Consider the following 20383-nt stretch of genomic DNA (forward strand, 5'->3'; position numbering starts at 1 on the left):
TTAACCCAATCAGTTAAGGAGAATGTTTTGTCTAGCAATAAGAATAAAAAATATCAAATCATCGCATGGCTGATATGCAGCCTTGGAGCGGTTTATTATGCTTATGAGTATTTTTTGCGTATTGCTCCAAGTGTTATGGAACCACAGCTTAGAAACCATTTTAATCTCTCGGCCAGTGGGTTTGGTTTTTTATCTGCTTTTTACTACTACGCTTATGTTCCCATGCAACTGCCGGTGGGTGTTCTAATGGATCGTTATGGACCGCGTCGTTTGTTAACGCTCGCTTGTCTATTGTGTGTGATTGGTACATTTTTGTTTGCAGGGACCACGTTGTTCGCGGTTGCTGCTTCCGGACGCTTTTTAGTTGGGCTAGGCTCTTCTTTTGCGTTCGTAGGAGTGTTAAAATTAGCTACAATTTGGCTTCCTGAAGATAAACTTGCTATGGTGGCAGGCATGGCGGCCGCTTTGGGTACAATCGGCGCTATGGTGGGTGATAATATTTTAGGCTCAATGGTTTTTAATTTAGGATGGCAGCCCACGGTTTATATCACCGGTTTTTTCGGAATAGGGTTGGCCGTTCTACTGTGGTTTGGAATAAAAGATAATAAACGAAAAACACGGAAAAGTGGGACAATAGACAGCTTTAAAAAAAATATGGTTGATCTGGGTATTATCGCTAAAAATGGACAGATTTGGATTAACGGATTTTATGGATGTCTTGTGTATTTGCCGACTACCGTATTTGCAGAGTTATGGGGAATTCCTTATTTACGTCATGCGTATGGTATGACGGAATCAGGAGCGCATTTTGCAAACTCGTTATTGTTTTTAGGTTTTACAATCGGTGCGCCTTTAATGGGTTTTATATCGGATAAGCTTCATAGACGAAAACCACCGATGATTGTGGGCGCAACGGGTGCGGCTTTTATTATGATGTTTATACTTTATATGCCTGGTCTTAACCATTACACATTGTATGCCTTGATGTTAATGCTTGGTATTTTGTATAGCGCTCAAGCCATTGTATTTGCAGTGGGAAGAGAATTAAGCCCTAAGGAAGCAGCCGGAACCGCCATCGCCATGACGAATATGATTGTCATGATAGGCGCTATGTTTTTACAGCCTTTAGTCGGCGCATTGTTAGATTGGAGTTCTCATATGCACGTGATTTCCGTCCCTGTAGAAGTGTTGCCTTTAGATAAAATGAGTCAGTTTTATACCGCAGATGATTATCAATTTGCCATGTCAATTATTCCTCTGGGCATTTTAATCGCCGCTATCCTGACGCTGTTTTTAAGAGAAACTTATGCATCCGCAGACAGAAGTAATAGACAATAAACTACCTAGATTTAAGACCTTATCGTTTGGCTATCTGGTATGTACCATTGGAGCAATTTTTTATTGCTATGAATTTATATTGCGAATTATACCAGGCGCTTTGCAAAGTGAATTAAGTGCTGCATTTGGCCATATTTCAGCATCGACTTTTGGACAACTATCAGCGTTTTATTATTTTGCCTATTCACCGATGCAATTGCCTGTAGGACTTTTAATGGATCGTTTTGGCCCACGTCGTTTGTTGACGTTTGCCTGCTTAAGTTGCACGTTAGGTTCTTTTATGTTTACCTACTCCTCATCCATGCTTATTGCAGGAAGTGGTCGATTTTTAGTTGGATTTGGTTCGTCGTTTGCGTTTGTAGGCGTTTTATCGCTTGCGACCTATTGGTTGCCGCGTAAGTATTTTTCACTCGTAGCCGGGTTAATTACGACATTGGGAATGTTGGGGCTTGTTTATGGCGAGATAAAACTTACGGAAATGACGATTCGCATTGGCTTACAGCCGGTGTTGTTTTCGATGGTCTTGTTTGGTGCCATTCTTTCAGTATTTATCTTTTTTATTGTTCGTGATGGCCCTGGGGCTCGGCAATTAAAAAGTTTACCTTGGCCTGAGTTTTGCAAAGATGTGGTTAAGGTTTTAACCTCTGGAGAAGTTTGGCTAATTGGCTTTGTTGCTGCTTGTTTATATACCTCACTTTCAGTTTTTGGGGAACTTTGGGGAAAGACTTATTTGGAGCAAGCTCATAATTTAACCAAAGTTGAAGCAGCTAAAACCATTTCCATGCTCTTTTTAGGTTGGGCCATTGGAGCCCCTGTGGCTGGATTTATTTCGGACTTAAGTGGGCGAAGAGTGTTGTCGTTGGTGGTTGGGGCAGTGATGTCCTTAGTTTGCATCAGCATTATTTTATATTGTCCTGATCTTTCTTATTCTAGTTTAAATATATTAATGTTTTTCTATGGCGTATTCAGCGCGACGGAAATTATTGCATTTGTGATGGCTAAAGAAAATAGCGGAGCAACCTTAACCGGAACGGTATTTGCCGCGACCAATATGATTGTCACGTTAGGCGGCGTTATTTTTCAACCTTTAGTCGGCAAATTATTAGATACCTTTGGGGATGGAAAAATGATTGATGGCGAGCATATTTACACCGTCATCGACTATCAGGTTGCACTTTCTATTCTGCCGTTATCGTTATTGATGGTGATGGTCGTTGCTTTCTTTTTAAAAGACCGTCATACAGCGGTAGTTTAACCTAACGAAATATCGCTACTAACTCATTCACATTGATACGCCGATTGCTTTTACAGCTGATAGAGCGCTTCACTGGAAACGATTTGATTTCACCATGGCGGTAATGATGGCGAGTAAAATCGGTATCGTGATTGGAAATGATAACGGTTATCCCGAGTTTTGCACTTTCCTCAGCCAATTTCGCAAGCATGATCTGCTCTTTTTCTCCGAACTGTTTTCCAATATAACCGGTAAAGTTACTGTCTTGATTGAGAGGCGCGTAGGGTGGGTCGCAATATACAATATCCCCTGGTTTTGCAAGCTTAAATGTTTCCCGAAAGTCGCGATGCATAAAGGTTGCTTGCTGACTTTTATTAAAGAAATACTCCATTTCAAACAAAGGGAAATAAGGTTTAGTGTAACGCCCAAAAGGAACATTATAGATCCCTTGCAGATTGTAGCGACACAATCCATTATAGCCATGGCGGTTTAAATACAGAAAAAGGGCTGCGCGCTTACGTGAATCTCTGCATGTATTGAATTCTTCACGTAAAAGGTAATATTGCCTTTCCTCGTTATTTTGAGGTGTGAAAAGCCTCTTACAGTAGTGAATAAACGAAGCTCCTTCCTGCTGAAGATGAGTGTAGAGTGCAATTAAATCGTTATTTTCTTCTGCCAAGAGGTATTCGTGATAATTTGCATTTAGAAATACTGCGGCTGAACCTGCAAAAGGCTCAATCAGCCTTGAAGCTTCAGGTAATGAAGTTAAAATGGCATCAAGGCAGCGATACTTATTGCCAGCCCACTTTAAAAAGGGTCGAATTTTCATAAACGGGGGTTCGTCAAGTCCTTTAGAAACATTATCCGTATTGCCAGGCAATGGCTAATAAGATTACCGCGGTAAGCCCTATGATCGCTAACGCTATATTCCCTCCAGGAATAAAAATTAATGGCGGATGAGATGCTTGCTTTCGTCCTCGCCAAGCCATCATCACAGGAAGTAACAACAATAATAACACGCAGCAAACGCCTGCATAACTTAAAGCTTTTAGGTAGATCCCAGGACTCATGAGCACAACGACAAGCGGTGGGATAAACGTTAAGGCCAAGGTTACTTTACCCTGAAGCCCCTCTTTTTGTAACTTCAAACCATCAGCAAGAAAGTCAAACAAACCAAGGGATACCCCTAAAAACGCAGTAATCATACATATAGAAGTAAAAAAACTAAAAAATGCAGTGATCCAGTTACTATGAATGGCCTCGTTTAATGCTTGAGTCAAGCCGCTGGTTGCGTGGTCGCTGTGGGTTAATGCAATAAGCCCATGCATGCCATGGCGATCGACCACACCCATAATAACCGCCTCCCATACAATGTAACACAATAGAGGAATGAGAGAGCCGTATAGAATCACTTTTCGTAACGCGGGGATATCATCATTAAAGTATTCTCTAAGACTTGGAACAATAGAAGCAAAGCCAAATGAGGTAACTAAAATCATTAAGCTGCCTGTTATGGCAGATAATTGGCCACCTTGCCATGAGGCTGGGTGAATATGTGGACTAATAATAAAAACCAAGAGCAAATACACGCCTAGCTTACCGAACATAAGCCCTCGGTTTACATAATCTACCGCACGAATTCCGCTATAAATAACCAAGCTAAATAAAAAAGTATACGTAACGGAAGTAAGCCAGCTGGGAAGTTCGATGTGTGCATTGTGTAAGAGGGCATTGAAAACATCACTGCCACCAGAAATGTAAGCGGCGAGCAATGTATATAAGAGAAAAAGATACGTTATCCAGGCAATTAATTGACCGGGTAAGCCCAGAGTTTCACGAGCCATGGAGACCATATTACTGCCTGCTGGAAGCCTTAAGTTAACTTCAAGAATTAATAAAGCCCCAGCGGTCATAATCAACCAGCAGACAAATAAGAACACAATGGAGTTGGTCATGCCTGTCGCGGCAGTGGAAACGGGCAAAGCCAGCATACCGCCGCCAATTGACGTGCCAATAATAAGTAAAATACCGCCAATGAGTTTAGAGTTTAACACAATCAACAGCCCAAAAATTATACAATATGGTACAATAAAAAACCACAATGCGTCAATCCCACAAGAATAGATCAGCTGTATTGCCTACTAAGTGGCTTGGTTACATGGCTATGAGAATTAAGGCAATGGAACTCGCTATAACCAAAAGCTGGGTAATTCTTCCACCAGGAACGACAAACCTTGGGTTAAAATGCTTTCGTCCGCAATAAGACATCAATGCGGGTAAAAGCAATAACAGTATTACGCACAAGAATCCCGCGTAATTTAAAGCATGAATATACGCCCCAGGGTAATAAATTACAATGAGTAACGGTGGCAGAAAGGTCAATAAAAACAAACCGAAACCTTCTTTACCTTTCTGAGCCAATTTTAAGCCGTCGCTTAAAAAACTCAATAAACATAACGAGACTCCCAGAAATGCAGTTAACATGCAGATGGATGTGAAAAAATTAAACATTGAGCTGATAAGGCTATTGTCCACTTGGAGAGAGAGCATCCGGGCAAGTGTACTGGTAGCATGGGGGTCTTGCATCAAGCTGGCCAAGCTATGGTCGCCCTGAGAGGGTAACGTTCCCATAATCACTGCATCCCAGGCGATATAGCAGAATAACGGAATAAGTGAGCCAATAAAGATTAACTTTCTTAATACGTTAACGTCGTCATTAAAATACTCACGAAGATTCGGCACAATGATGGCAAAACCAAAAGACGTGATTAATATCATGATGGTTCCAGTAATATGATGCATTGCTCCGCTTTCAAAGTTCTTTACGCTCGCATAGGGAGCGATTAAAAAAACAAGTAGAAAATATGCGCCTAATTTGGCAAACATTAAACCACGATTTAGCAAGTCAACCTTTCGAATGCCGCTATAAACGATTAATCCGAATGAGACGGTAAATACAATCGTTAAAATCCAAGGAGCAATGTGAATATCAATCAGCTTAAACAATCCCCCCATCACATCAGCCCCACCTGAAATGTAAGCAGAAAGTAATGCATAGAGTAATAAAAGGTAACTAAGCCAAGCCGTCAGTATGCCTGGTTTCCCAAGCGTTGCTGCGGCCATAGAAATCATGTTTTTTCCAGAGGGGAGGTATAGGTTGACTTCTAAGATGAAAAAAGCACCTAAGGTCATGACAATCCAACATAACAATAAAAAAAGTGAGGATTGCCAAAAGCCAGTCGCTGCATTGGCAACAGGCAAAGCCAGCATTCCGCCACCAATGGATGTGCCAACAATAAGAAGAATTCCGCCTATGAATCTGGACAGCATGGGACTCGTTTTTAATGACCGAAAAGCGATAATAGCAAAAGGAGCTGCTGTAGACAAATACAACGACTTGTAAAAAAATATGAATGAGGGCTATTCCCTCGGCCATCCTATTTTGTGCGACCGAACTTAGAGGGGAGTCGTTTAGGAGGCATAGCACATGCCAGACGTTGGGCTTGTGTGCTTGGAGCGCTTTGCCACTGAATTTCTAACCGACGGTTAAATGCACTGCCTCGAATTAAATCATTATCCCCGACGGGGTATTTATCTTCATATCCTTCAGGATGTAGCCGATAAGCTTGTATTCCATTGGCCCATAAAAACGTAATCATGGCCTCGGCGCGGGCTTGTGTTAATTTTCGTTTGTGTTCTCTGGAACCTACGTCATCCGTGAATCCAGCGACATAAATGGGGGTGCAAGGATAAAATTTTAGTAATCGAACGATGTTATTTAACCCCTGAAAAGCTAAATCATTCATTCTTGGGCTATCAAAATAGAAATACGTATCCGTAGGAACAATCAAGGTTTCTATGTCTGCATATTTTATATATTGCATATCACAGCGTTTCAACTCATTGATAACTTGGGGTTTTCTGGTTAATTGATAAGCCGCAAAAGATCCTGTTACGCCACCAATGACCGCGCCTACTCCTGCACTACTGACAATAGAGCCAGCTATTGCTCCAACCGTTGCTCCCCAGGCAGCACCAGCGACTGTATATTTTACCTTGCGATGATCGTCACGAAAATTATTATAAGGTGGATTAAACGGTTGTAAGCAGCCACTTAATAAGGCAGTGGATAAGGCTACGCAGGTCAAACGTCTGGAATCAATCCAAAATGGCATTTCAACTCCTGTATACGGTTTATCATCTCATTATTAAGGATTGCAAAAAATTTCGCAATCAACACTTGAGATTTCAACATGGCGATGGTAATTTACGAACGCATTGCCCGGGGAAGATGAGGAAAAAGCCGGGAAATGAACCATATGTCCAATCCACAACAAGGAAGTAGGTCCAATGAAATATCGCTATCTTTCGTTATTGGTTTTAGCTTGTTTGTTCTGTTCTTGTAGCTCATTAACTCATCCCTCAATTCGCATGCAGGTTTCAGCAACGAAACAATTAAATCGCGATAACATGGGCGATTCACTCCCGGTGCGAATCAAAATTTATCAACTCAATGACGAAACGCTTTTTAAGGAAGCGACCTTTCGACAATTATGGAAATCAGATGTTCAAACCCTAGGGGCAACTTTGCTTGAAAAAAGGGAGCTAACCCTTAATCCTGGGGAACGTGAAGCAATCAAAATAACGCCTAAAGCACAAGCGGAATACTTAGCCGTTGTCGCTCTTTTTAGGCATCCAGAGGGTCAAAGCTGGAAAACGTTAAAACCCATTATGGGGCCTATAGGAGCGTTCCTCAAGCCTATCACCGTTATAGCCAATCAAAATACCGTGGAGATTCAATAATGCCATCTTATCGCAAAGTGATTTGGGCAGAAGGTACGCTACTAGGACAACAGCATTTTCAACTCTGGGATAGGTATCAGCATCATCAGCAACGATTAGTTCAAAATTATCTTCACGCATATAATTGGGGAATTGCTGTGTTAACATTCGATGAACGTTTTTTACCGCAAGGCCTATTTAAAGTTATTCGATGTGTTGCACTGTTAGAGGATGGACGATGGATCGACTTTGATGATCCACTAGATGAACCGCTGGTGGTTGAGTTACCTAAAGAACCGCTCCCAACACTTGATGTCTATTTGGCGCTGCCAACATCCGAAACGGTGACAGGAGTATCTGGATACAGTCCACCAAGCCATCCCACATGGCAAGGAGATTACCAACTCGTTGCGGATCAATATGATCCCAATAGAAAAAGAGAAGTTTTGCTCGCCAAGCAACATATTTATTTGAAACTAGATGCAGATCGAAGCGATCATGAGCTAAGAATAAAAATCGCAGAGCTTGAATACGATACGCTCCAATGCACCTATAAAATCAGCCATACCTATTGTCCCCCTTTATTACGTCTTGGAGTATCGCCTTTTATCCTTTCTTGGATTATAGAATTTAAAAATGCATTGCAACGCAATATTCAGCAATTAACTGAACAAAAATTAAAGCATCAGGATTTTACCCATGGTTTTGATTATCGCGATTTCATTTATTTAAATTTAACGAAAACATTAACGTTGCATTATGCCGTGTTCTCTGAAATTCAAACTGCACCATCAAGACATCCTTACGAGCTTTATAAGGCTTGTGTTGCTTTAATTGGGGAGTTATGGGGATATCTTGATAAGCCATTATCAGAGTCTTTATTACCAGCCTATAATCAAAACCGCCTACAACCTCTATTTTCGGAACTGAATCAACGATTTCATACCGTTATGAAGCGTCTTATGCCGTCTAATACATGGGATGTTGTTTTGCGCAAAGTTTCTGAAACCCACTTTGAATCAAATGAACTAAGTGAAAGTGAATTGAACACGAAGCAATTTTGTCTGGCGTTCTATCATGAAGAAATGACTGAAGTGCTTTTAAAGAAAATTACATCACAAGTTAAAATCGCAGCGCCTTCACACATTATGAATATTGTTCAAAGCTTTACCCAGGGAATAGAGTTTCAATATTTAACGTCTCCTGCAAAACAGTTAATGACCAAACGACATTATCATTATTTTTTGCTAAACAAACAATCTGAGTTTTGGGATGGCGTCCTATCTGAAAATAAATTGGCAATCTTTATAAGTCCCGACTTAGCGTTCATGCCCATTGAAGTTATTTCTTTTCCTTATAAAAAGGACTGATCTATGAATAGTTTATTTCTAGGAGCCAACCAGGTACTTAATTTAGTTACCAAAATCATCAGTCCAAAACAGGATATTTTTCCTGAAGCAAAGACATTACGTCATCAATGTAAAGAAAGCTTGTTGCAGTTTGAGCACCAAGCAGGTGAAAAGAAGGCTCATCCCGAACTTATTGAACTAGGTAAATATGCATTGATTGCATTACTTGATGAGTTAATTATTCGAAAGCAAGGGCCTGCAAGCGAAATCTGGATAACAAATCCTTTGCAACTGGAATATTTTGATGAAAATACCGCAGGACAACACTTTTTTACAAAATTAAATCACATAAGATTTCACGGCGAGCGATACATTGATTGCTTGGAGTTGTACTATTTCTGCCTTGAATTAGGCTTTGAAGGGCAATATCGAACAAAAGACAGGTCTGAATTAATTCGATTAAAGCAAGAACTCAAGCTGCAGATTCAGCAAATACGCCATTATCCCGAACTTAATTTATCTACGGCAAAGGATGCATTAGCGCTTAAATCCCTAAAATCTGAGGTTAGCGTGATTAAAGTGGTACTACTAGGATTAAGCGCATTAAGCCTAGCTTACCTTATGCTTTGGGGCGGCATCCATTATCAAGCCCAGCAAGATCGTAAAACGATACGTGAATATCAACGTGCTTTTTCTCGTTTATCAACCCTTGAATTCTTAAAGGAATAGAATGAAACAATACGTCCAACTGATGAATGGAATGCTCTCAAAAAAAAGATTAATTCTAGCAGGCATCGCCTTATTGCTTTTTTTATTAGCTTTTGGCGTATATACCCGCTCAATACTTCGCATATTGATGTTTATTATAGGACTTAGTGTCTTCATAGGCGGCGTCTTTAGCGGGCGGTATTTCTTCAAATACGGCAAGCCTGATTGGCTTAGACACTTCGAGTTTGTTCTAAGAAATCATTGGCAGCACATTAAAACATTCAACTGGCAAAAACATCTCGGACGTAAAGCCTCAAAGGCAAATATCCCCTACTATCTGATAATTGGCTCCCCAGCATCAAGTAATACAGCACTTTTGCACGAATTGGGTCGTTCGGCTAAAAAAGTTACATGTCAAACTGCAAAAGAGACTTGTTCTTATGATCAATGGTATTTAAATGAACGCGTATTATTCGATATACCTGGCTCAATGCTTTATAACGACGAAAATTGGTTGTGGTTCATTTCAGAATTAAAAAAAACAAAAATTAAGTCCCGATTAAAAGGGATGACGTTAGTAATCAGTGCAGAATCCCTAAGTCAGGAAGTGAATCTACAAGAAACCATTCTAAGACAACTGAATCGCTTCTACGAAGCCTTACATATTAAACTTCCAATTAACTTAGTCATCACCCATTGCGATAGCATAGAAGGGTTTTACTCCTTTATTGATTCAGTGAATATCGAGTCAAGAAAAAAAGTGTTTGGGGTTATATTTGCTCAACATCAATGCATCTCATCGCAGTTGAACCAATGGATAGAACAGATCTATGAAGGGCTTTATGCTGCCTTGGTTAAGCAACTTTCTCTTCAGCGGCCTAATAAAACAAAAGCAGAGCTTTTGCAGTTTCCTCAGCACTTTAGGCAATTATCCGAAGCGCTCTTAGAATTTGTGGAAAGATTATGCCAGGATTCTATATATCAAGAGAAAATATACTTAGGTGGCGTTTATTTAACAGGACAAAACTCAGACGCTCAATCAGAGTCTTATTTTGTTCAAGAGTTAATGTCTAAGCAATTGTTTAATCAGAACTTACAGGTTGAACCCAGTTATAAACGTAAAAAAATAAAAAAGTGGACGCATCGGAGCCAATTGGCTCTGGTTATTTTAATGATTCTAAGTGGTTTTGGCTCACTCATTTCAACTTACTTGACTCATGCAACGCTTTTGAATAATGGAAAAAAACTCGCCGAGTCAGGGCTCAAAGCTTTAGAAAATCCCATCGATTCGTTTGATTTATCCGAGCTTCAACCTATTGCAGCACATGTATTCAACTTGCGCCACTTTAAAGAAAATCAGAGTAGTTATCAAACTCTGGGAATTAGCCAAGTACAGAGTCAGCTTGAGGTCTATGACAAAATATTGGCAAAAGGGTTAAACCTAGTTTATCAAGGGGTTAAACACAAGGTCATGAAAGATTTGCAGGCCTATCATGAACAGTGGATAAGAGGTAATAAAGAAGCGAATTCCATAATTCGTGGGAGTTATTATACCCAGTTCAAATTATATTTAATGTTGAATTATCCGCAGCATATTGAGCTTGATTTTGCCAGTGAAGCGTTTGCATCGAATTGGCAAGCCATTCGTGGCAATCACTCAAAACAAACGCACTCCAAAGCCATACTTCGAAGCTTAAGCCAAACGTATTTAGAATATTTAAAGCAATTAAATTTAAAAGAACGAAAGCAGTTTGCAACCCCTAATCGAGCGTTGATAAGCATTGCACGTCAAGACTTAAAAACAGACTCTAGCGTTATGAATGTCTTTGCGGAAATTGAAAAACAGTTTAAGAAAACGTTAGGTTCTCTTAATGCGGAAGCGTTGTTTGGCGAGGAAGGCGTAACCTTATGGCAAGTGAACTATCGTTTGCCTAAGTTTTATTCGCTTAATAGTTATAAAAAAGTCATTAGGCCGGCTTTTATAAAGCATGCTCGCTATGATGCAAAACACGATTGGGTCATTCATGCTCCATTACATCAATTGATTCAAAATGAGCCCCAGACCATACAATCTATCCATGATAAAAATGGGGCACAAAAAATGTTGAATGAATTGAATACGCTTTATTTTCAAAACTATGAAAAAGAATGGAGTAAATTCGTATCTGCGCTCAAATACACCCCGATTCAGTTTTATGAAGAAGCAGCACAACAACTTACCTTATTAGAACAAGAAGCAGGGCCATTTTTAAAGTTATTCCAAACAATTCATGCAAATTTTGCGCTGAAGGCTTTTCTTCCCAAAGAAGAACAAATCCCTTTACCAAATTACGTCAAACAGAAAATGAACACTTGGTTTGAGATGACTCAAACGAATCTAAATTCTAATTCGATGTTGGGACCCTATTTAAAACAACTCAGTGCATTGCAGCAAGAGACAGAACGATTAGCCATTGGTCAAGGATTGGGTCAAGCAGCTGAACAGTATGTCGTACATTTATTAACAGGAAATGGGCAGGAAACGGAATTGTATAAGACATCCATGCTCGTTGAGAAAATGATGAATCGGGTTTCCGATGTTTCTGTGCGTAAAGCCATGAGAAACGTACTTTTGTCTCCAGTACGAACCTGTTATCAGGCGCTTATTAATGAAACAATGAGAGAATTACAAAGCGAGTGGAAGAGTAAAGTATTAACAACGTTTAAAGAACAATTAGCCAGTAATTTTCCTTTTAATCACGCGGGCCAGGATGCTAACTTAGGGTTGTTTATAAATTTCTTTCAACCTCAAGATGGGGTATTGTCTACGTTTAAACAAAGGCTGCAGCCGTTAGTCCGGCGTGAAGGAGGCCGCTATATTTCAAGAGATTGGCTAGGTGTTAGCATTCCGTTTTCAACCGCGTTTTTAAACCATCTCGCTGCTCTAGACCGTCTGACCCAGGCTTTATTTCCTAATGGCAAAAATGATTTAACCTGGCGTTTTTCGGTCTATCCGATCCCAATCTCTGGCGTTAAAGAAATTCTTTTGGTCAGTAATGGTCAATCCTATCCTTATCGGAATGGTCCTCAAGAGTGGGTAAGCTTTAATTGGCCTTCCAGCGATATGGTTGATCATGAATCGTTTATCCGAATCACCCAATCTAATAATGAAGTTTTAATGACCAGGGAATTTATTGGTCCCTGGGGGTTATTTCATTTGATGCATACAGCCGTAAGACACTCCAAGCAGGAACGAGGGTATCGTTTTCAGTGGATTCTAAACCACGAAGGGCACTCAAAAATGGTTCAATTGGTCTTAGCAAACAAAAATGAGATTGATCCATTTGAGTTGCTTTTGTTTAACCCCTTGAAATTAGAAGAGAGCATAACTTAGAAAAAATCTTGGCAGCCTTCTAATGGGTGTCCGGAACGAAGGGAGCGTTTATACTTTGATTGATTTGTCCGAAGTCCACTGATATCCTTTTTTTAATAATTGATTTTTAAGGGATATCTTAATTTTGCATGACGTAAGATCCGAGACAAATCCGACGCTTTTTACCATGTCTCTAGCGGCGTTGGGGGTCGTTTATGGTGATATCGGTACGAGCCCTTTATACGCTATGCGCGAATCGCTTCACGGACTTCCTATTAATCTAACGGATGTGTTGGGGGTTTTGTCTTTAATTTTTTGGTCGTTGATTCTCGTCATTTCTCTTAAGTATTTGGTGATCTTATTCCGTGCGGATAACGATGGGGAAGGGGGAATACTAGCCTTATTAGCGTTGGTGAAGCGCTACATAGGTGATAAGACCAGAATTTTATTTATTCTCGGAATTTTCGGAGCAGGTCTTATGCTTGGTGACGGCATGTTAACGCCTGCAATCTCAGTGATTAGCGCCATTGAGGGGTTAAATATTATTGTTCCTTCTTTATCTAATTGGGTGATCCCGCTTACTATCATCATTCTAATTGGGTTATTTTCAGTTCAATCCTACGGAACGGCTAAAATTGGTTTTATCTTTGGGCCGATTATTTTTACCTGGTTTCTGACGATTGGGATCCTTGGTTTTGTTCACATTATCCAAAATCCAGTTGTTTTAATGGCAGTTAACCCCCTATATGCCTATCATTTTTTTATGGTTAATGGATGGACGGGCTACGCGCTGTTGGGGGGAATTTTTTTAGTCGTAACGGGAGGAGAAGCGCTTTATGCTGATCTCGGCCATTTTGGAAAACGCCCCATTCGCGTGAGTTGGTTTACTGTTGCTTTGCCTGGGCTTTTATTAAATTATTTTGGTCAAGGCGCTTATCTCTTAAATCATCCCGAAGCGATTGTTAATCCTTTTTACATGCTCGCGCCGAAATGGTTTTCTTTTCCTTTATTAATTATCGCAACGGTCTCAACCATCATTGCTTCGCAAGCGGTGATTTCTGCTGTGTTTTCACTCACAAGACAAGCGGTGCTGCTGGGGCTATATCCTCATTTGCCTATTATCCAAACATCCAAAGCAAAGCGAGGGCAAATCTATATTCCACAAATGAACTTAGTTTTAGCTCTCGGGACATTGTTTTTGATTTTAACCTTTCAAACTTCTAATGCTTTGGCACATGCCTATGGTATCGCCGTCAACTTAGATATGATTATGACCAGTATGCTAATTATTTATTTGGCGGTTAAAAAATGGCACTGGCACCCACTGAATTTAATTGTATTGTTTAGCTTTTTTGGAATCATCGATTTTGCTTTCTTAGGCGCTAATATTCAAAAAATAATGACCGGTGGATGGGTCCCGGTTGTATTTGCGATGATCTGCGCGTTCATCATGTATACCTGGTTTCAAGGTCGACAATTTCTTCAAAAAGAGTATTACATGAAAAAAGAAGAATTTACAAAAATATTAAAGCAGTTTGATTACAAAAGCCTTCATCACCTTCCTGATACAACCGCTATTTTTATTACGGATGTTTATGATAGAAGTGGCGGCAGTTTTTTACATTTTTTAAAGTTGGTTCGCACCTTACCTGAGTATATTTTGATCGTAAATTATAAGGTCGAAAACATTCCCTATGTTTCAACCATGGATCGATTTGAGATGCATTGCCCTAAGGAAAATATTTGTGAGTTAACCCTGCACTATGGTTTCATGGACTCGATTTCAATACCTCAGGCATTATATGTTGCCAATGATCGGGGTTTATTACCTTTTTCAGTAAATATTGATTCTGCGACTTATTTGTTAGAAATACCCAATGTGGTGGCCAGCAAAAAGAAAAATACTTTATGGTTTTACTGGCAAGAAAAGCTCTTTGCATTCCTCGTTAGAAATTACTCAGCCAATTTAAATATTGAATTTTATCAACTGCCCTACAATCGCACCATAGCGATTGGTACATACAATATGATTTAACTGATATTCCGCACCGGCGTCTTTTTTGTTAAAAATACGGTGATGCGAAATGTCGGATTTAAGGATGGATTAGGGAGTTAGGAACTCTGCAATCTTCTTCAAGCGTATCTTCTGGAACCACGATTTGGATATTAATCCCTTTAATGGTAGGGCTTTTTAGGGCATCGCGCAAATAATCTATCAGTAAAACATCAACGGTTTTTTGATGAATAGAGGAAGCTTCTCTAAACATTAAATTCCCGTTGACCCATATCCCAAAGCCAAGATGAGATACATGTAAAGCGGTCCCAATTTGTTTACGAAGATCCCAGTTAGGTCGCACGATTTCAATGATTGACGCATGAGGAATTTGATTAAATACATATTGATTAGGCTCGCCTCTTTCATTAAATAATTCATTTAAAGGAATATAGGGAATTTTCGTTTCTGCTACTTCTAATGTGCTGCCAAGTTGTTTTAGGGCGGTCAATTTCTCATTTTTTTCCTGCTCGCTCAAACCCTCAACTCGAATTTTGGAGTGCGTAAAGAAACGATACCAAGAAGGCTTATCGATGGTGGTTTTGGCCCATTTCGCCACGAGCGTTTGTTTTTCATTTGTAATAGAAAGGGTAATGTCTTTCACATACGATTGGCGTTGATTATTTCCATTCCAGTCGCGGCTAGCGAAGTGATTGCGATCCGTGAAGTTGACTTGACCATCACGATAGCGAATATTACGGATACATCGTTTAAAGGTGTTTAAATTATTGCTCAAAGCAAGAGCGAGCACCGTGTCTACATAGGTTTCACAATCAAACGCATCGCAGCGATATAAGGGAAACTGATCAAACTCACCTTCGCTCCCCTCACCTAAAGCGCCTAAAAGGTAAGGTTTACCCAATAAAGCTTCGCTGAATGCATCGATCCTATCGCTCATGCTTAATATCGGCTTCTCGTTAAGCCTATGATACAATTGTGCAATTATTTTATCTGCTTCCTGCTCTTTATATATGGTGGTTGCTGAAAAGCTCACCGTAGTTAATGTAAGAACAACAGCCGCGAGAAAGTGCTTTAAAACAATATGGTTCTTCATCAGGATAGGTGCGTTGATGCAAATGAATAAGTGTACACGAATTTATTCAAGCAAAAAATAACTAGTACATTATGGTAATTTTTCCCTGATGAATCAGCGTAGATAAATTGCAGGATACTGAGATATTCGTTATTTGGAGACATTTCCATGTTAAACGCCATTTGGCTTGGCATGATATTTTTATCGGTCATTGTAGGCTTTATTCAGGGGCGGCTTGATCAAGTGGTTCATGCCGTGACCGACTCAGCTAAGCTTGGATTTGAAGTAGCGTTGGGACTCACAGGAATTATGGCGCTGTGGTTGGGTATTATGGGGATTGCGTCTGAGTCAGGGCTTATTAACACGTTTGCACGTGTGCTTCGCCCTGTTATGAAACGTCTCTTTCCTGAAGTTCCTGTCGATCATCCTGCCATGGGCGCTATGGTTATGAATATCTCTGCTAATATGCTTGGGCTTGCGAATGCTGCAACCCCCTTTGGTTTGCAAGCCATGAAAGAATTGCAGCGCTTAAATACTCATGCCCATACAGCAAGCAATGCAATGTGTACCTTTCTTGCCGTTAATACGTCGAGTGTGCAATTAATTCCAGCAACAGCGATTGCTTTTTTGGCAGCGAATGGCAATCTTCATCCGAGTAATGTAATTATTAGTTCGTTATTGGCTACCTCTGTTTCAACGATTGTTGGAATAGTTGCTGTTAAGCAATTTGCAAAACTTTCTTATTTTAAGATGGATACGGATTAACTCTATGAGCGATTTGGCCAGTCAATTATCCAATTTGATCTTTTTATCCTTTGTCGTTGGAATTCCATTGTACGCTTCCATCAAAAAGATCAATGTGTTTGATGCGTTTGTAACAGGGGCCAAACAAGGGTTTGAGGTAAGTATCAGTATTCTTCCTTATCTAATCGCCATGATGGTTGCGATTGGTATGCTAAGAGCATCTGGGTTTTTTGAACTAGCCTATTCTTTTTTAGCCCCCTCATTGACTGCCATTGGCATGCCCCCTGAGCTTCTTCCATTAGCTCTAATTCGTCCTTTTTCAGGAAGTGCCGCGACAGGGGTGATGGCGGAATTAATTCATGAATATGGCGGAAACTCTTTTATCGCCAACGCAGCAGCAACGATGATGGGTAGTACCGAAACCACCTTTTACGTCATCGCAGTGTATTTTGGGGCCATTGGCATTCGAAGAACCCGTCATGCAATACCAGCCGGATTATTAGCCGATTTAGCTGGTATTATCGCGACGATTGTGGTGTGCCGTTATCTTTTTCTATAACGTGAGTTCGACAGAAAAGTCATTTATAACTTACGTTAATAGGCTAACCTTTAGCGGTTTTTGAGCGAGTCTGCTCTGATGCAAGATGGGCTTCTTCAAATAATTTCATATGCGCTAAAAGAGCGCCAGCATTCGATTTAAACGAAGCGAGCTCATTCGAAGCGATGGGCGATCCGCGAGGAAGATCAATGGTAGTAGGGTTTTTGGGGTTGCCGTTGATATGAAATTCAAAATGGCAATGAGGGCCGGTTGCTAAACCGGTTTGCCCTACATAGCCAATGACTTGACCACGCTTAACACGGCTGCCACGCGATAATCCTTTTTGAAATTTCAGCATATGCGCATAAACGGTATGATAGGCGCCATTATGTTTGATTTTAATCATATTCCCATAACCGTTTTGGCGACCAATGGAGGTAATGACTCCATCGCCTACAGCACGAATAGGCGTGCCGATTGGCGCTGCTAAATCCACGCCTTTATGGGGCCTTCTCTTCTTAAGTACAGGATGCATACGAGACAAGCTGAAGGTTGAACTGATATGACTAAACGTTAGTGGATAACGAGAAAAGGCTTTGCGTAAACTTAATCCTTTTTCGTTATAATAATCGATTTCACCATTTCGTTTCGTATGTCTTATCGCTTGATAGGTTTTGCCACGACTGGTTGTATAGGTAACGGCGATAATTTCTCCCGTTCCCACCTCTTTGTTTTCAATAAAAAACGCTTTATAAACGATGGTGAATCGATCACCCGCTCGTACATCTTTTGAGAAATCAATTTCCCAATTGAAAATATCAACCATTTGTTGAATCAGTTTGTAAGAAACGCCTAAACGTTTGGCCGTTCCATAGAGTGATCCTCGAACGGTTGCGGTTACATAATGATTGTGGCTACTGATTTTACGGGAGTTAATTTGTGTGATATAGCGGCTGCCTTGCCGTGAAATTAAAATGGATTGAGTGGGTGTTAAGGGAACGATTAACTTATCTAAGACATCTTTATGAACGGCAAATTGCAACTTTTGTCCAGGTTTGATGTTGGATAACGCTTTAGCATGGGGATTATCTTGCAAAATCGTAGCAAGGGTTTGCTTATTTATTCCTAGTCTCTTAAAAAGCGTTGCCAACGTATCGCCATTCTTTGTAATAATTACTTCCCACTTGTCTTCTGGTTTTGTCGATTTAGTAATCTGTTGTTCTGGCGTAGGCAGAGTTTGCAGAAGAGCGGACTCTTTTGGTTCTGGTTCAGTAGAGTCCTCTTGTGATTCAGAAGTCTCAGTGAACGAGGAATTAGACTGATTTTCTTCTGCAGCTACTTCATCATCCGTGCTATCGATTTGTTCATCATCTAATGTTGATTCATATTTTGGAAATGAGAGCGATTTAGACGTGTTGAGGCCGTGTTGTTTATCGCGAAATGTTTTAACGAGAAATACAGGCAGGGAGATGGCTACCAATAGAGCAACGAGCGCAAGAAGCTTTGACGGTTGCGCTGGTTTTTTTTGGTTGACATGTTTTAGATCCATTCTATGCCTTAAAGTGCGCTATCAAAAAAAGACATTCTTTAGCAGACCACAAAAAATTAAAGTCTACTCAGTTTGTACGGTATACTCTTAAATTCACTGTTGCGGATTCGCAGATGTGTTTTTCTTACGCATAGCGATTAATAATCAACAAACCCTGGCAGGAATAAATTATCCGGGCTAAGATACCCGCTGAACGTTGCCAGGTCAATCATTAAAAAGGTTTTGCTGTTATGGTCGATAAAGAAATAATGTACGATGAGCTCGTGCGAGGCTGTGAAGAAGTCCTTCCAGTTGAGGAATTTAAAAACAAATTAAAAAAAGAAAAACCTTTAAAAATTAAAGCTGGATTTGATCCGACTGCACCGGATCTTCATCTAGGACATACTGTACTTCTGAATAAATTGCGCCAGTTTCAAGACTTTGGTCATGAGGTTATTTTTTTAATTGGTGATTTTACTGCGATGATTGGCGATCCAACAGGTAAAAATGTTACTCGCCAGCCTTTAAGCTCAGAACAAGTACTCGAAAATGCTAAGACCTATCAGCATCAGGTGTTCAAAATTTTAGATTATGAAAAAACTACGGTTGCTTTTAACTCCCAATGGCTTAATCGGTTAACACCGGTCGATCTAATTCATCTAGCAGCCACTCATACGGTAGCAAGAATGCTAGAGCGCGATGATTTCAGCAAACGCTATGCTTCGGGTCAACCCATTGCTATCCATGAGTTTTTGTACCCCTTAATTCAAGGGTATGATTCGGTGGCCCTTCACGCAGATGTAGAACTTGGAGGAACCGATCAAAAATTTAATTTGCTCATGGGGCGAGAATTGCAAAAACATTTTGGCCAAGAGCAACAAGTGATTATGATGCTTCCTTTAATCGAAGGATTAGATGGCGTGCGTAAGATGTCTAAATCCTACGACAATTACATTGGTATTACCGAATCGGCTGATGAAATGTTTGGGAAATTGATGTCCATTTCAGATGAACTGATGTGGCGATACATGAATCTTTTAAGTGCCAAATCTATTACTGAACTGGTTCGATTAAAAGAAGCCGTCAAGGGAGGATTAAATCCTCGGGATGTAAAGATTGACTTTGCAAAGGAAATCGTTACTCGTTTTCATGATAAAACCCAGGCTGAAGCGGCGCATCAATCCTTTATTGAGCGATTTCAAAAAAAAGTTGTGCCTGAAGATCTTGAATTACAAACGATAGCTTACGATCCGACTACCACCATTTCACAACTGTTAAAGCAGGTCGACTTGACTAAAAGTACATCGGAGTCTATACGTTTAGTGAAGCAAGGTGCTGTAAAAGTTGATGGCGAGAAAATTTCAGATCCTTCTTTGATTTTACCTTCCGGTAATACCTATATTATACAAGTTGGAAAACGTCGCTTAGTTAAACTGAGCTTAGAACCAGATCACTAAAAAAGATTTTTAAAAAATCTTCAAAAAGTGTTTGACAAAGGAACTCAGGTGAGTAGAATACGCAGCACTGCCGAGAGATGGCGAGTTCATTAAAAAGTTAGAGAAGACAAACTGTGTGGGCGCTTTGATGAGAATTGGAGTGCGACGAATAGAAGTGCTATGTAAGTATAGTCAGTAGAGATACTGGCGCTAGAGATTGAACTGAAGAGTTTGATCCTGGCTCAGATTGAACGCTGGCGGCATGCTTAACACATGCAAGTCGAACGG

16 protein-coding genes and 1 rRNA gene are annotated in these 20383 nt (G+C 40.2%); 11 read left to right on the plus strand and 6 right to left on the minus strand.

All coding sequences use genetic code 11. The features are described from left to right. The first annotated feature begins 27 nt into the window (after positions 1 to 27). Both E1O41_RS10845 and E1O41_RS10850 read left to right on the plus strand, forming a co-directional pair. Entirely contained in the window at positions 28 to 1338 is a 1311-nt protein-coding gene (locus E1O41_RS10845; protein ID WP_165481183.1) for an MFS transporter, read from the plus strand. Beyond that, positions 1307 to 2593: an MFS transporter gene (locus E1O41_RS10850; protein WP_131777354.1), complete on the plus strand. Its 1287-nt coding sequence runs from the start codon at positions 1307 to 1309 to the stop codon at positions 2591 to 2593. The genes E1O41_RS10845 and E1O41_RS10850 overlap by 32 nt, the downstream gene beginning before the upstream one ends. Before the next feature lies 1 nt (position 2594). Here the strand turns inward: E1O41_RS10850 and E1O41_RS10855 are convergent, their stop codons facing one another. The 4 genes from E1O41_RS10855 to cmpA form a co-directional block, all read right to left on the minus strand. After that, positions 2595 to 3401, minus strand: coding sequence for a Dam family site-specific DNA-(adenine-N6)-methyltransferase (locus E1O41_RS10855; RefSeq protein ID WP_131777355.1), 807 nt, complete (start codon positions 3399 to 3401; stop codon positions 2595 to 2597). A 31-nt stretch (positions 3402 to 3432) separates the two neighbouring features. Further along, entirely contained in the window at positions 3433 to 4626 is a 1194-nt protein-coding gene (locus E1O41_RS10860; protein ID WP_131777356.1) for an amino acid permease, read from the minus strand. 100 nt (positions 4627 to 4726) lie between these two features. Continuing rightward, on the minus strand, positions 4727 to 5902 hold the full coding sequence (locus tag E1O41_RS10865) for an amino acid permease (protein WP_131777357.1): 1176 nt from the start codon (positions 5900 to 5902) through the stop codon (positions 4727 to 4729). A gap of 107 nt (positions 5903 to 6009) precedes the next feature. Further along, positions 6010 to 6747 (minus strand): C-OmpA-like family protein CmpA, encoded by a 738-nt coding sequence (gene cmpA / locus E1O41_RS10870; RefSeq protein WP_131777358.1) that lies wholly within the window; start codon positions 6745 to 6747, stop codon positions 6010 to 6012. A 175-nt stretch (positions 6748 to 6922) separates the two neighbouring features. On the opposite strand from cmpA, the gene tssJ reads away from it, so the two are divergent. The 5 genes from tssJ to E1O41_RS10895 all read left to right on the plus strand — a co-directional run bounded on the left by tssJ (position 6923) and on the right by E1O41_RS10895 (position 14798). Next, positions 6923 to 7375 carry a type VI secretion system lipoprotein TssJ gene (gene tssJ / locus E1O41_RS10875; RefSeq protein WP_131777359.1) on the plus strand — a complete coding sequence of 151 codons (453 nt, stop codon included), beginning with the start codon at positions 6923 to 6925 and terminating at the stop codon, positions 7373 to 7375. After that, positions 7375 to 8724 carry a type VI secretion system baseplate subunit TssK gene (gene tssK, locus E1O41_RS10880; protein WP_131777360.1) on the plus strand — a complete coding sequence of 450 codons (1350 nt, stop codon included), beginning with the start codon at positions 7375 to 7377 and terminating at the stop codon, positions 8722 to 8724. Before tssJ ends, tssK begins: the two co-directional genes overlap by 1 nt. 3 nt (positions 8725 to 8727) lie before the next feature. Beyond that, a complete protein-coding gene (gene icmH, locus E1O41_RS10885) occupies positions 8728 to 9432 on the plus strand; it encodes a type IVB secretion system protein IcmH/DotU (RefSeq protein ID WP_131777361.1) in 705 nt (234 codons plus the stop codon). Between the two features lies 1 nt (position 9433). Beyond that, the gene (locus tag E1O41_RS10890) at positions 9434 to 12784 is read left to right on the plus strand and encodes a type VI secretion protein IcmF/TssM N-terminal domain-containing protein (protein ID WP_131777362.1); all 3351 of its coding nucleotides are present in this window, start codon (positions 9434 to 9436) and stop codon (positions 12782 to 12784) included. A gap of 166 nt (positions 12785 to 12950) precedes the next feature. Continuing rightward, a complete protein-coding gene (locus E1O41_RS10895) occupies positions 12951 to 14798 on the plus strand; it encodes a potassium transporter Kup (protein WP_131777363.1) in 1848 nt (615 codons plus the stop codon). 58 nt (positions 14799 to 14856) lie between these two features. Here E1O41_RS10895 and E1O41_RS10900 read toward each other — a convergent pair whose 3' ends face one another. Further along, complete coding sequence (locus tag E1O41_RS10900; RefSeq protein WP_131777364.1) at positions 14857 to 15870, minus strand: N-acetylmuramoyl-L-alanine amidase-like domain-containing protein; 1014 nt, start codon at positions 15868 to 15870, stop codon at positions 14857 to 14859. Positions 15871 to 16017: 147 nt separating this feature from the next. Here E1O41_RS10900 and E1O41_RS10905 point away from each other — a divergent pair, with 147 nt between their 5' ends. Beyond that, positions 16018 to 16614, plus strand: coding sequence for a nucleoside recognition domain-containing protein (locus tag E1O41_RS10905; protein ID WP_131777365.1), 597 nt, complete (start codon positions 16018 to 16020; stop codon positions 16612 to 16614). A 4-nt stretch (positions 16615 to 16618) separates the two neighbouring features. Continuing rightward, on the plus strand, positions 16619 to 17152 hold the full coding sequence (locus E1O41_RS10910) for a spore maturation protein (protein ID WP_131777366.1): 534 nt from the start codon (positions 16619 to 16621) through the stop codon (positions 17150 to 17152). Between the two features lie 43 nt (positions 17153 to 17195). Here E1O41_RS10910 and E1O41_RS10915 read toward each other — a convergent pair whose 3' ends face one another. Further along, positions 17196 to 18680 carry a peptidoglycan DD-metalloendopeptidase family protein gene (locus E1O41_RS10915; protein WP_131777367.1) on the minus strand — a complete coding sequence of 495 codons (1485 nt, stop codon included), beginning with the start codon at positions 18678 to 18680 and terminating at the stop codon, positions 17196 to 17198. Between the two features lie 230 nt (positions 18681 to 18910). On the opposite strand from E1O41_RS10915, the gene tyrS reads away from it, so the two are divergent. Both tyrS and E1O41_RS10925 read left to right on the plus strand, forming a co-directional pair. Next, positions 18911 to 20116, plus strand: coding sequence for a tyrosine--tRNA ligase (tyrS, locus tag E1O41_RS10920; RefSeq protein WP_131777368.1), 1206 nt, complete (start codon positions 18911 to 18913; stop codon positions 20114 to 20116). 198 nt (positions 20117 to 20314) lie between these two features. Beyond that, positions 20315 to 20383, plus strand: a 16S ribosomal RNA gene (locus E1O41_RS10925); the annotation flags it as partial.

The sequence above is a fragment of the Legionella impletisoli genome (genome assembly GCF_900639875.1).
Classification (GTDB): Bacteria; Pseudomonadota; Gammaproteobacteria; order Legionellales; family Legionellaceae; genus Legionella_A; species Legionella_A impletisoli.